Source organism: Shouchella clausii (assembly GCF_002250115.1).
In the GTDB taxonomy this organism is placed as follows: Bacteria; Bacillota; Bacilli; order Bacillales; family Bacillaceae_D; genus Shouchella; species Shouchella clausii.
Map to the genome: position 1 here is coordinate 4197344 of NZ_CP019985.1, position 12513 is coordinate 4209856.

Annotated in this window: 13 protein-coding genes; 4 read left to right on the forward strand and 9 right to left on the reverse strand. The window is 46.6% G+C overall.

What is annotated here, in order from left to right; genetic code table 11:
• Positions 1-126 precede the first annotated feature (126 nt).
• The gene (locus BC8716_RS20655) at positions 127-501 is read left to right on the forward strand and encodes a cupredoxin domain-containing protein (protein ID WP_094428750.1); all 375 of its coding nucleotides are present in this window, start codon (positions 127-129) and stop codon (positions 499-501) included.
• 34 nt (positions 502-535) lie between these two features.
• Here the strand turns inward: BC8716_RS20655 and BC8716_RS20660 are convergent, their stop codons facing one another.
• From BC8716_RS20660 to nadB, 5 genes are all read right to left on the reverse strand, one after another.
• Entirely contained in the window at positions 536-1384 is an 849-nt protein-coding gene (locus tag BC8716_RS20660; RefSeq protein WP_094428752.1) for a YhcN/YlaJ family sporulation lipoprotein, read from the reverse strand.
• A 78-nt stretch (positions 1385-1462) separates the two neighbouring features.
• Positions 1463-3037, reverse strand: a complete 1575-nt coding sequence (gene safA, locus BC8716_RS22930; protein WP_094428754.1) for a SafA/ExsA family spore coat assembly protein — start codon at positions 3035-3037, stop codon at positions 1463-1465.
• Positions 3038-3246: 209 nt separating this feature from the next.
• Positions 3247-4341 (reverse strand): quinolinate synthase NadA, encoded by a 1095-nt coding sequence (gene nadA / locus BC8716_RS20670; protein ID WP_094428756.1) that lies wholly within the window; start codon positions 4339-4341, stop codon positions 3247-3249.
• Entirely contained in the window at positions 4332-5180 is an 849-nt protein-coding gene (gene nadC / locus BC8716_RS20675) for a carboxylating nicotinate-nucleotide diphosphorylase (protein ID WP_094428758.1), read from the reverse strand. Before nadC ends, nadA begins: the two co-directional genes overlap by 10 nt.
• Positions 5161-6693: an L-aspartate oxidase gene (gene nadB / locus BC8716_RS20680; protein WP_094428760.1), complete on the reverse strand. Its 1533-nt coding sequence runs from the start codon at positions 6691-6693 to the stop codon at positions 5161-5163. The genes nadC and nadB overlap by 20 nt, the downstream gene beginning before the upstream one ends.
• Positions 6694-6780: 87 nt before the next feature.
• Here nadB and BC8716_RS20685 point away from each other — a divergent pair, with 87 nt between their 5' ends.
• Together BC8716_RS20685 and BC8716_RS20690 are read left to right on the forward strand one after the other, a co-directional pair.
• On the forward strand, positions 6781-7896 hold the full coding sequence (locus BC8716_RS20685) for a cysteine desulfurase family protein (protein WP_063609907.1): 1116 nt from the start codon (positions 6781-6783) through the stop codon (positions 7894-7896).
• Between the two features lie 7 nt (positions 7897-7903).
• Complete coding sequence (locus tag BC8716_RS20690; protein ID WP_011246389.1) at positions 7904-8440, forward strand: transcription repressor NadR; 537 nt, start codon at positions 7904-7906, stop codon at positions 8438-8440.
• A gap of 16 nt (positions 8441-8456) precedes the next feature.
• Here the strand turns inward: BC8716_RS20690 and pheA are convergent, their stop codons facing one another.
• The 4 genes from pheA to BC8716_RS20710 form a co-directional block, all read right to left on the reverse strand.
• Positions 8457-9332 (reverse strand): prephenate dehydratase, encoded by an 876-nt coding sequence (pheA, locus tag BC8716_RS20695; protein WP_094428762.1) that lies wholly within the window; start codon positions 9330-9332, stop codon positions 8457-8459.
• A 15-nt stretch (positions 9333-9347) separates the two neighbouring features.
• Positions 9348-9791: an ACT domain-containing protein gene (locus BC8716_RS20700; protein WP_011246387.1), complete on the reverse strand. Its 444-nt coding sequence runs from the start codon at positions 9789-9791 to the stop codon at positions 9348-9350.
• 184 nt (positions 9792-9975) lie between these two features.
• Positions 9976-11262, reverse strand: coding sequence for a GTPase ObgE (obgE, locus tag BC8716_RS20705; protein ID WP_094428764.1), 1287 nt, complete (start codon positions 11260-11262; stop codon positions 9976-9978).
• Positions 11263-11280: 18 nt separating this feature from the next.
• A complete protein-coding gene (locus BC8716_RS20710) occupies positions 11281-11826 on the reverse strand; it encodes a Spo0B domain-containing protein (protein ID WP_160162507.1) in 546 nt (181 codons plus the stop codon).
• A gap of 516 nt (positions 11827-12342) precedes the next feature.
• On the opposite strand from BC8716_RS20710, the gene BC8716_RS20715 reads away from it, so the two are divergent.
• Complete coding sequence (locus BC8716_RS20715) at positions 12343-12492, forward strand: YrzI family small protein (RefSeq protein ID WP_082112011.1); 150 nt, start codon at positions 12343-12345, stop codon at positions 12490-12492.
• Positions 12493-12513 lie beyond the last annotated feature (21 nt).

The following is a 12513-nucleotide window of genomic DNA, read 5'->3' on the forward strand; positions in this document are numbered from 1 at the left end:
CTGCTTTATCCTCGGCATTTAGCTTGTAAACTATACAAAAATGACACAGGATTTTCATAAAAATTGCCAATAAAAGCGCATGGTTATTGATAGAATGAAAAGAGAAGTCATAAGGGGGGAAACATATTGAAAAAATTAGCTGGAGTGATTACGGCCTGTTTGCTTTTTTTTATTTTGACAGCATGCGGGGCGCAAGAAGATAGTGGACAAGAAGATAACAGCACTGCGGAATCAAGTGAAACCGTTGTCATTAAAGCGATGAACTGGCAATTTGATAAAGAAGAATATGAGGCTGGCGCTGGCGACGTGACGGTGGAACTTAAAAATGAAGAGGGCAACCACGGCATCGTTATTGTCGGCGCTGATAACGGCTCAGATCTTGTCATTAGCGGTTCGGGCTCAAAAACCGTCACACTTGAACCAGGGGAGTATGAAATTCAATGCAACATTCCATGCGGTCCTGGCCACGAAGAAATGGTCTCTACTCTGGTTGTTTCCTAATTGCTATGTAGCTCCCCATTACTGGGGAGTTTTTTTACTTATTTTGGAACGGACGTCTTGCTGCATTGCCTAAATCGCGCATCATGTCTGTAAACGTGTCTTGGACATCATCAAAAGCAGCGCCTGAGCGTAGCCTGTCGTCCATTCGTTGCATATTCGTAAAAATGTCGTTGTCTGTACTCACAACAACATTTTTGCCTTCGCCGGCCAATTTGCGGACACGGTTTTCGACACGCTGTTTCACATCGTCTGCTTTTTCGTCTTGCTCATAGCCTACAACAACGTCGTCGCGATTGACAATAACGCGCGCTTCCCGAACACCGTCAATTTTTTCAACTTCTTCGCGGATTTGTTCTGCCCGGTCGCCGTCATAATTGCGATGGTAACGAACTTCTTCTGTTTCCATCCCCTGCCGCATATTTCCGTCTTGGTTCGTAGAACGCTGTCCATTCATGCCGCGGTTTCCATCTTGGTTCGTCGTAGCCCGTTGGAAATTCATGCCGCGGTTGCCGTAGTCTGCTCTTCGGTTAAGAAAACCATTTTCATCAACCATTCCTGGACGGTTGTTCCCAGTTATACCACGAACGTAGCCATTGCGTCCTTGATTATACTGGTTATTATACTGATTAGTCCGGTTCATGCGTTGGTTTTTATTTGAAAAGCGATTGTCGTCAAAGAATGTTTTATCATTCGTGTTGTACGCATTCGGCCCATAATACGGATAGTTGCGGTTGTTGAAGTTGTTGTCCCCATTCATATTGGCTTCTTGATTGCGGTACGTGTTTGGCTGCATTCCGGCGCGGTCGTTGTCTTGTGTTCCGCAGCCTGCAAGCCCTGTAAGAAGCACGCTCGCGCAAATAAACGATAAAGCTGTTTTTTTCAATGGAAATTCCCCCTTTCGGTCTTAGTATGTACCAAAAAGGGGGAACTACGCTGTTAGATTATGGCTGGCAAAAAGCCGTTAATCTTGTTGGTCTTCTTCTTCGTATGCGTTTACTTGTTCCTCCGGCTCGTATTCCTGCTCTTGCGAATACGGGCTTTGTGGATGTGCCCATTGCTGTGGCTGGGCTGCATAAGGCCCCGTTAAAAAGGTTGGAGCTTGGTTCATGTAATGGGGCTGCTGGTATGTTTGGTCATCTAGCTGGCCGGTAGGCGGCTGCCTATAAGGCCCTGCCTGTTGGTTTAACGGTCCTGGGGCAACAAAAGGTATTTGCGGTGGCGAATAGATGTTTGCTACTGGCATTTGCGGCAAAGCGGCCGGCTGCCACCCTGGGTAGCTCTGGATTGGCGTAGCATCGCCAATTTCTCCTTGATAAGGAGAGTAGCGGTACTGTCCCCAATTAATGTCCATTTGCTGAGAAAATGGTTGCGGCCCGTTGTTTTGTCCCCAGTTCATTTCTACTTGGTGGGCATACGCTTGTTCTTGCTTCAAGCCTTTATTTTCCTGCTGTGGCCAAGGGGTAAAGTTTGTTTTTTGTTGCCCTTGAAAACCTTTGTTTTGATTTTCTTGAGTTGGATAGCTTTGTTGATTCGGTCCCCCGCCTTGCTGAATAAACGGGGCGTTGCTTCCCCAAGGAGACTGCTGACCATAAGAGCCGCTTTTTGAGCTTCCCGCATGTGCTTGTGGCTGTACCCCATTCCATTCGCCAATCTCGTTGTCCTTTTTATCCTGTTGCAACGGCTGTTGTTTGCCCGCAGTTTCTTGCTGCTTAGACCCATGCAACTGAGCTTGGAGCTGTGCATTTTCTCCATACGCTTGTGGTTGGTTTGCTTGTGGCTGATATGTCTGTGGCTGGTACGGCTGCGGTTGGTTTGCTTGTGGCTGGTATGACTGTGACTGATATAACTGCGGTTGGTTTGCTTGTGGCTGGTATGACTGTGACTGATATAACTGCGATTGGTTTGCTTGTGGCTGGTATGACTGTGGCTGATAGGACTGCGGTTGATTTGCTTGTGGCTGGTATGACTGTGGCTGATAGGACTGCGGTTGATTTGCTTGTGGCTGGTATGACTGTGGTTGATTTGCTTGTGGCTCGAATGACTGCGGTTGATTCATTTGCTGGCTGTAAAGTTGTTGGTTTGGTGCGTAAGACTGTTGGTACATATTTGCTTGTGGCGCAAACCCTTGGTATGCATTTTCTTGGCAAGGTGTACAAGGCGGCTTTGGCGGAAGCGGCGGATATTCTGGCGGTTTTGCTACGCCTTGTTGGGTTTGGGCATAATATGGCGGTGCTGGCGCGACATTCGCCGCTTGCGTTTTCTCTGATTCCTTCAGCTCCGGCTTTTTAGGTGGTTTAACGGATTGTTCTTTTGCTTTTTGTGGCTTCTTATCTACTTCTTTTGCTTTTGGCGTCGTCTTTTTCTGTTCTTTCCGGACAGCAACTGATCCAGCAGGCACTTTTACTTTCATGCCCGGCATCAGCATTTCAGGGTTTGTTAAATTCGGGTTTGCTTCTTTTAAATGTTCGTAATCGACTTCATACTTCTGCGCTAATTTCCATAAAGTATCTCCCTTTTGGACAATATGGATTCTCACAGGCTGTTCCCTCCTTACTAGGCATTCATCCTATAGACTATGCAAGAGCATAAAATCGGTTCACATGCAACGTTCCCCAATACTTATGTATAGACTGCTCGGCCTAGACCAAAAAAATCAATCAAACAGTGTGAAGTATGCGAGCGTTTACAATCCTAAAAGAGCGGTTCAATGTCCGCTCTTTTAGGTTGTGCTACAGTCGAAAAACCTTAAACTGTCGCCAGCATCCGCGCCAAAGCCGTTCTTGCTTCCTCAGCGACATCTTCGGAGACTGTAATTTCAAATTGACGCTTGCCTTCTCGCAGCAAATCCAGTGACCAAGCAAGGTGATCCAAATCAATGCGGTTCATTGTTAAGCAAAGGCACATAGTTGAGTGAAGAGAAAACACTTGCTTATCCGGATGCTGTTTCGCTAACCGATTGACCAAGTTCATTTCCGTCCCAATTGCCCAGGATGTTCCCGGCTCCGCTTGCTTTAATGTTTCAATAATGTAGTGTGTGCTTCCGGCTTTATCTGCAGCTTGCACCACTTCGTGGGTGCACTCTGGATGAACAATAACTTGTGTATGCGGAGAACGGGCGCGCACTTTTTTAATTTGCTCAACTGTAAATTTTTCATGAACAGAGCAGTGTCCTTTCCATAAAATGACGATGATTTCTTCTATGTTCGCACCGGGGAGGAGCTCGAGTTCATGTGTAAGAGGATTCCAGACCGCCATTTTTTCTAAAGGAATGCCAAGTGCAAAAGCTGTGTTTCTCCCCAGGTGTTGGTCAGGCAAAAACAATAACCTTGGCTTTTGAGAAAACGCCCACTTCACCATGTTTTTAGCGTTTGATGATGTTACGCAAGCACCGCCATGGCGACCGCAAAACGCTTTAATTTCAGCGGTGCTGTTAACATATGTCAGCGGCAAAATCGTGTTTCCGAATCGTTCCGTCAGCGCTTCCCAAGCGCGCTCCGTTTGGGCGATCGAAGCCATATCGGCCATCGAACAGCCAGCAGCAAGATCAGGCAGGATCACATGCTGCTCTCGGCTCGTTAACATGTCTGCTGTCTCCGCCATAAAATGAACACCGCAAAAAACGATATTGGCGGATGACGTTTGGCCGCACAGTTGCGCAAGTTGCAATGAATCGCCATTGAAGTCAGCAAATTGGATGACGTCCTCTCGCTGGTAATGATGGCCTGGAATGAGTAGGTCATTGCCAAAAAATGCTTTTGCTTCGCGAATGCGTGCTTCTTTTTCAGCACTTGACATTTCCCGATAGTGATGGGGCAATCTCGCTGGTTGCATTACTTCCATTGTCCTTCCCCCTTTTTTATAAGCATGCTCAAATCGAGTGCAACAACTGAATGTGTCAAAAATCCGAGTGACAGAAAATCAACGCCAGTATTGGCAAATTGCCGCAAATTGGCCATCGTTATCCCTCCTGAGGCTTCCGTCTTTATTCCAGCTGGGACATAGGCCAAGTAGGTTTTAATCGCCTCTGGGGTAGCGTTATCAAACATGATGACGTCCGCTTGCGCTGCAACTGCTTCTTTGACTTCGTCTAAAGTCGTCGTCTCTACTTCAATTTTTGCCATCGGCCCAGCATAAGCGCGGGCTTTTTCGATTGCAGCAGCAATCGACGTGCAAGCGGCAATATGGTTTTCTTTTAACATGACGGCATCGTCAAGGCCAAAACGGTGGTTGGCTCCCCCTCCTATTCTAACTGCAAATTTGTCAAACATTCTAAGCCCTGGCGCTGTTTTTCGGGTATCGCAAATACGAATGCTTGGATCGCCTAATTCTTCCACTGCTTTTGCTGTTAGTGTGGCAATGCCGGACATTCGCTGCAATAAATTGAGCAATACCCGTTCGCCCGATAATAGCGATTTGACCGGCCCTGTAAAGCGAGCCAATTGCTGCCCTCGTTTCACTTGCTCTCCATCGCGAACAAACAGTTCGACTTCAATGTCAGAATCGAGCAAAGCGTATAGCTGGTTGACCACTTGTGCCCCTGCAAAAATGCCTTCCCCTTTGGCAACTATAACGGCCTCTGCTCTTTCAACAGTGAACAGCGCTTCAGCTGTACGGTCTCCATAACCAATGTCTTCTGCCAAAAATCCCCTTAACTGCTGATCAAGCTTGAGCGGGTTCATATTCTCTCTCCTCTGTTTTCACGAATGCTTTATTCTGTACAGAAAAACAAATCGAGCGCTTCCGCCATTGTTCGTCTGCTGACGGATAATCGCTGCGCCTATGGGTGCCTCTTGTTTCCGTACGCAACAAAGCTGCTTTTACAACAAGCGTAGCAAGCTCATACATAGTACCCGTTTCTAGATCGTCAACGTGCACAACCGTTTTCTTTGGCATTTGTTGAAACGAAGAAAGCCAATTAGCCACTGTTTGCAATCGATAGGCGTCGCGTTCAATGCCTGCATAGGCGCTCATCATTTTTTGCAATTCACTACGTTCAGGAATCCCGTGTATCAATGCCTTATTCGGCTGTGGCTTTACCGCTCCCGCTTTTGTTTGTGGATCGGCCAACAAAGCCGCTGCCACTGCTTGCCCGTAAACAAGTGCTTCGACGAGTGAATTGCTAGCTAAACGATTTGCACCATGAACACCCGTACAAGCTGCTTCGCCTATCGCGTACAACCCATTTACCGACGTGCGCCCAAATCGGTCTGTCTCAATGCCACCGCATAAAAAATGAGCGCCTGGTTCAATCGGGATTAAGTCTTTGCGAACATCATAGCCATTTCGCTGCAGGCGTTTAAAGATCGCAGGAAACCGACTTGGAAAATCATGCAAATGCCTAGCATCTAAATAAACATTCTCGCCAGATTGCAACGCTTTATGTAATGTGGCCGCTACAACGTCCCGCCCTTCAAGTTCCCCTTTTGCCCATTTTCCCATTAGCCGATGGCCTGCCCGATTGACCAAGTAAGCACCTTCACCGCGGACTGCTTCGCTAATAAGGCTCGGTTCTTTTCCTTTTAAAATCGTCGGATGGAATTGCATGAACTCAAGATCTTTAAGGACAGCGCCAGTCCGATAAGCTAACATTAACCCGTCTCCCGTTGCTCTCTGCTCATTGGAACTATTTTCATACAATTGGCCAGAGCCGCCAGTTGCTATAACCACACAGTCGCCGTAAAAAGCGTGATTAACGGTGCGAACGCCTTGGATTGTTTGATTTTTCACAATCAACTCCAGCACATATTGGTTTTCGTACACATGCACGTTTTCACTGAGTGTCCGCCATAATGTTTCGACAACTGCTAAGCCTGTTTGATCTTGATAAGCATGCAAAATGCGCCGCTTGCTATGGGCTCCTTCATGGCCAAGGACATATTGGCCAGCTGCTTTTTCAAACGGCACCCCTAAAGCATCGAGCTCTTTAATCATTGCTGGAGCCTGCCGAGCGAGCTCAGACGCACGCTTAAACGCATTAAAACCGCTGCCTGCGACAAACGTATCTCTCGCATGGAGTGTCGGATGGTCGGTTTCGCCTACTGCCGCCGCAATCCCCCCTTGAGCCATACAAGAATTGCTGTCCAACCTGCCCGCCTTCATTAAAAGCGATACTTCTGCTTTATCTGCTAATTTGTGGGCAGCCATTAGTCCAGCTATACCGGCGCCAACAATAATAACTGATTTCTTTTTCATAGACTCACTCACTTTACAGTTGTCTTGTCACCTATATTTACATAAACTAATAGAAAACACAACCTTTTTTTAAGAATGGAGATTGCCATGTATTATTTAGACTATAGCGCTACCACGCCGCTTTCGCCCTTTTGCTTAGACGTATATCAAAAGACAGCCCAATTGGCTTTTGCCAATTCAAATAGCCTCCATACTTTTGGGCTTGAAGCAAGAGCGATCCTTGAACAGGCGCGTACGAAGTTTGCATCATTGCTTCGCCTTACAGAAGAAGAACTGTATTTTACTGGGTCGGGTTCTGAAAGCAATTTTTTAGCGATTGTCTCATTAGCATTCGCTTACCGTAATAAAGGTCAGCACCTTGTCTCCACCAAGACGGAGCACCCTTCTGTCCTTGAAGCATTGCACTACTTAGAGAAACATGGATATGAAATCACCTATGTACCTGTAACGGAAGAAGGAAACGTAACAGTCGAAGCGCTTCGTGCTAGCTTGCGTCCTGACACCGTGCTTGCCTCGATTGCTGTCGCTTCCAGTGAAATTGGCACAGTCCAAGACATAGCTCACCTTAGCAACGTCCTACGCTCCCGTGGTATACTGTTTCATAGTGACTGTGTACAAGCATTAGGAAAAATCGAAATTGATTTTTCATTGCTTGATGCAGCAAGTTTTTCGGCTCATAAATTGTATGCTCCGAAAGGGACAGGTGCTGTGTATTTGTCGAAACGTCTCCATTGGCGGGGTTTTTACGAACAAGCCCGTCATGAATCAGGATTTCGTCCAGGCACAGTGGACACGCCAGCAGTTGCTGCCTTTGCCTCTGCAGTCGAACACGCTCTTTCAATTCGGAAAACAAGGATGGCTGAGCTAGCGGAACTACGGGATACAATCATTCGCCAGCTGACTGCAACAGGGCATTTTCAATTAATCGGTTCTAAAAAAGAGCGCCTGCCTTTTCATATTGGCATGCTCGTCAAGGGATGGAGCGGGCAGCAATTTATGCTTGAATGCGACCGGGCTGGGTTTGCGATTGCCACTGGTTCAGCTTGCCAAGCTGGCCAAACCAGTCCGCCTCTCTCCCTTTTGGCGCTTGGTTTGACAAACGAGCAAGCTGACCGCTATGTGAGGGTTACGTTAGGAGAACCGACGACGGAAGATGAAGTCGGTATGTTTATTGAACACTGTACCAAGATTGTATGTAGGTGAGATAAAGATGAGAAAAGAGAAAAAATTAAAGTCAGAAGAGCGGCGGGCTGCGATTGTTGAGTGGCTAAAAAAGGAAAACGCCCCGTTAAAAGGCAGTGATCTCGCCAAGCGGGCAGGTGTCAGCAGGCAAGTCGTTGTCCAGGACATGTCGCTTTTGAAAGCGAAAGGGGAACCGATTTTCGCTACCGCACAAGGATACATGTACTTGGCCCCGGCTACCCAACAGAAAGTCCAGCGTTTGATTGCCGTACAGCATCGTCCTGAAGATACACGGGAAGAACTTTACACTTTTGTAGACCACGGCCTTACTGTCATCAACGTTTCGATTGAACATGCCATTTATGGTGAATTAACGGGAGCCATGCATATTTCTAACCGCCAAGAAGTTGACGCTTTTTGCGCAACACTTGCTAAAACGAAAGCAAGCCTTCTGTCTGAACTGACAGAAGGCGTCCACCTCCATTTAGTAGAAGGACAAAACGAAGCACAAGTGGAAAAGGCGATCGCCGCGCTCCGAGAAAAGTCGTTTTTGTTAGAAGAGTAGCTAGGCGCTACTCTTCTTAATTAATCGATGCTGTCGCCTTTGAACTGTATGTCGCATAGCTGCCAAGGACTTCAACTTTACAGCCAAGTGCAGTAAGCTCAGCAATCGCTCCTGGCACTAGGACGTCATCCATTAACTGGTCGATGTCAATCAGGAAAAAGTAATTTCCGAGGCCGGTTTTTGTTGGGCGTGATTCGATTTTGGACAAATTCAACTTTCGCCAAGCAAAAGCGGACAACACTTGATGGAGGGCTCCGGCAAAATCAGACGGCAGCGTTACCATCAATGTTGTTTTGTCTCCTGTATGCTCTGGGCCTACTATGTGAGGAGCTTGTTCCTTTTTAGCCGTTAGCACGATAAAGCGCGTCCGGTTATGTTCGAAATCATGGATGTCTCCTTGAGCTACAGCTAATCCATAAGTCGAAGCCGCTTGCGCGTTGGCAATGACACAAGCATCTGCATCGGGGTTTTCAGCGAGCCAAGCGGCAGCCGAACCAGTTGAATCGGCATACTCGATTTCAATTTCAGGATAGTTTTTTTGCAGAAATTGATGGCACTGGGCAATTGCTTGTGGATGGGAAACGACTTTCTTAGGAACGAACGTTTCCCAGTCTTTGTTTGGCGAAAACAGCAAATGTTGCGCGATTTCCAGAGATATGCTTGCTACGATCGGCATGGGCTTATGGTGGATTAAATAATCGAGCGTAATATTCACAGTTCCTTCAATCGCATTTTCAATTGGCACAACTGCATAGTCAATCCCTTTTGCAAATGCGAGATCCAGCACTTTTGGGATGGTTTTCAGTGGAACTAACTCTTCTTTCGGAAACAGGCTGTATGCTGCCATTTCCGTAAACGTGCCTTTCGGGCCTAAAAAACCGACTTTTTTCACAAAAACGCTTCCTTTCTATGATCCTGAACCAACTAGTTCCACCCGTTCAACAGACTCAAGCGCCTCCATCCGTTCAAACAGTTCGTTTATGTCTATTTCAATCGGGGCTGTATCGACAGATAGGGTTATATTTGCTCTGCCTTGCAAGGGGATCGTTTGGTTAATCGTTAAAATATTGGCTCCGGTATCGGCAACAATGTTTAACAATTGCGATAAGGTGCCAGATCGATCTGCAAGGTTGATAGAGAACGTCATGATTCGTTCTTTTGCAATGGCATGGAACGGAAAAATCCCATCTTTGTATTTGTAAAATGCACTCCTGCTTAAACCGACACGATGGACAGCTTCATTGATTTTGCGGACCTTCCCCGCAGAAAGAAGCGCCTTGGCTTCAAGCGTACGCTGCATCGCATCTGTGAGCATGTCTTCCCTGACCAGATAAAACTGCTTTTTCGACATTGGCACGCCCTCTCCTTCGGGCAGTTTTTAGGGCTGTGTAAAACGCCCTTGCTACATTTGATTATAAAAGATCTGTGTCTTTCGTTTCAACAAATCATTTAGGGGAAGGTAGCAGAAGCAATTGGATATAGCTTTACTCCTTTAAAAAAGGCCAGTACAGCATAGGCTGCCTGGCCCGACTAACTCATTCGACAAACTCGAATTCAAATTTCATAATCCGGACTAGGTCGCCGTCTTTTGCGCCTCGCTTCCGCAACGCTTCATCAACGCCCATTTTCCTCATCCTCCGGGCAAAGCGGCGTACAGATTCTTCCCTAGCAAAATCAGTCATTTTAAAGGCACGCTCCAGTTCAGCTCCCGATAATTCAAACACGCCATCGTCTCCACGGGTGATTGTAAACGGCTCAATTGGCAATTCATGTTTATAAAGCACTCTTGCCTCTACTTGCTCTTCGCTGTCATGCAATGGAAACTCTGGCGCATGCTCCAATTCATCAGCAATCGCTAGCATCAATTCACGGACACCGTCTTTCGTGATCGCCGAAACTGGAAAAATTTTCGTTTCCTCGCCAAGTGCCTCTTTAAATCGCTTAAGGTTTTCATTTGCTTCTGGCATGTCCATCTTATTAGCAACCACTAATTGGGGGCGCTCCGTCAACCGGTAATTGTACTGGGATAGTTCTTCATTAATTTTGTGATAGTCTTCCACAGGATCACGCCCTTCCATTGCCGACATATCTACAATATGGACAATGACGCGCGTCCGCTCAATATGCCGCAAAAATTGGTGACCGAGCCCAACGCCTTCATGAGCGCCTTCGATTAAACCAGGCAAATCTGCCATGACAAAACTGCGCCCGTCCTGTGCATCCACTACTCCAAGGTTTGGTGTAATCGTTGTAAAGTGGTATTCAGCAATCTTTGGTTTAGCAGCCGACACAATCGACAGAAGCGTCGATTTTCCGACACTAGGAAAACCAACCAATCCAACGTCGGCAAGCACTTTTAATTCAAGGAGCAAATTCCGTTCTTCCCCTGGCTCGCCATTTTCTGCATGGTCTGGAGCAGGGTTGGCAGGTGTTGCAAAACGGACATTTCCCCGCCCCCCTCGACCACCTTTAGCCACAACAGCCCGTTGGCCGTGTGTAGTCAAGTCAGCAAGCAGCGCCCCTGTCTCCTCATCGGTTACCATCGTACCAGGAGGAACTTTCACAACTAAGTCTTCGGCCTTTTTGCCGTGCATGTTTTTAGACATGCCGTGCTCGCCCCGTTTTCCTTTAAAATGTTTGTTGTAGCGGAAATCCATTAATGTCCGCAAGCCTTCATCCACTTCAAGGATAACACTGGCACCGCGGCCGCCGTCTCCTCCGGCTGGTCCGCCGTCAGGCACATATTTTTCTCTTCGATAAGCCACCATGCCGTTCCCGCCGTCTCCACCTTTGGCGTATACTTTCACTTTATCGACAAACATCTTCGTTCACTCCATTTCCTAATTGGAAGCTGTTGCATCCAGTAAAAACGTTACTGTATAACCTGCTTGTTCTTGCCTAGTTACGTCGACGACGACTGAAGGAGGCATCTCGCTAAAGCAGTTGGAGATACTGTCATTTCTGTATATATGCCCTTGATAGTCAAGTTCGATTAAACAGTTTTGGTCAAAAAACGTGTACGTAACAAAAACGGAACTAGGCCCATCTAGCTGCGGCCATTCAGACAGCAGTGAAAAAAAGCGGGCAAAACATGTAGAAAAAGCATTATCATATTTTGCCAAGTTTAAAAGAGGACCGTCCACTTCGTATGCAATCTCATAAGCTGATTGATGCCATTTTTGCTCAAGTAAAACAAGCGCTGTTTTTGGCATCCCCATGTTGCACAGGCGGCTCTCATTTGTCGTTTGTTCAACCGCCTCCTCAAGAACAGCCTCAGCCCGCTCCTGATTGCCGATCGCCAAGTTCCCTTTTATTAGCTGGAGCACATTCAGCCAGTCATGGCGAATAGATCCCAATATGCGAATCAATTCGTCGTTGCTCCTCATTTCCATACGTCCCCTTCTACTCACAATTTCCCTGCATATCTTTTCAATTGTACCACACTGTTATGCCGTTTTCATAACGGAATCAGGATGTCTTTTTTTCGTGCTTGTACCTAATTTATTTGCTTTTCTGAAAAAAGCCTTTACAGTTTTGTCAACAACGAATATAATAGAAAAGGTGTTCAATCAAACGCAAAGGAGATGAACAAAATGACAACAATCATGCCATTAACCATTCAACTGCATCGTTCTTTTTGTTCACCCACTATGTGCGTTTTTGCATTGGCTTCAACAGTTTGAGCTTATAAGCAATCGCAGGGTGATAGCCCTGCTTTTTTGACTGCAGGGAGACATCTGCGGTTTTTTTGTGGGCAAAAGCTGGGAAAAATTGAGAGGGGGATAAAAATGTATGGTTTGTTCCAAAAACTAGGAAAAAACACAAAGCAATCGATTTTAAATAAGCAGGTGCCAGGTTCTACCTAATGACTGCACCTTCAGAGGAAGGAGGCGATTTCGTAGATGACGTTTTCATTTATTTTTTTTACGATAAGCATTAAAAAGCGCAAGCGCCCGGAGTATTCCCGCGCCGAACTAGAAGCTTTTATCCATGCCGAAAAAATGGAGCAGGAATACGAACAGCTAAAAACACGCTATTTGCATCACCTTTAATTAATGAGAAAAACGACGTAG

Bases quoted from the DNA above. Each gene is read 5' to 3' on its own strand.
- BC8716_RS20715 (WP_082112011.1), top strand. From the start codon at position 12,343: ATGACGTTTTCATTTATTTTTTTTACGATAAGCATTAAAAAGCGCAAG.
- BC8716_RS20690 (WP_011246389.1), top strand. From the start codon at position 7,904: ATGAGAAAAGAGAAAAAATTAAAGTCAGAAGAGCGGCGGGCTGCGATT.
- BC8716_RS20685 (WP_063609907.1), top strand. From the start codon at position 6,781: ATGTATTATTTAGACTATAGCGCTACCACGCCGCTTTCGCCCTTTTGC.
- nadC (WP_094428758.1), bottom strand. From the start codon at position 5,180: ATGAACCCGCTCAAGCTTGATCAGCAGTTAAGGGGATTTTTGGCAGAA.
- BC8716_RS20700 (WP_011246387.1), bottom strand. From the start codon at position 9,791: ATGTCGAAAAAGCAGTTTTATCTGGTCAGGGAAGACATGCTCACAGAT.
- obgE (WP_094428764.1), bottom strand. From the start codon at position 11,262: ATGTTTGTCGATAAAGTGAAAGTATACGCCAAAGGTGGAGACGGCGGG.
- nadB (WP_094428760.1), bottom strand. From the start codon at position 6,693: ATGAAAAAGAAATCAGTTATTATTGTTGGCGCCGGTATAGCTGGACTA.
- BC8716_RS20710 (WP_160162507.1), bottom strand. From the start codon at position 11,826: ATGAGGAGCAACGACGAATTGATTCGCATATTGGGATCTATTCGCCAT.
- nadA (WP_094428756.1), bottom strand. From the start codon at position 4,341: ATGGAAGTAATGCAACCAGCGAGATTGCCCCATCACTATCGGGAAATG.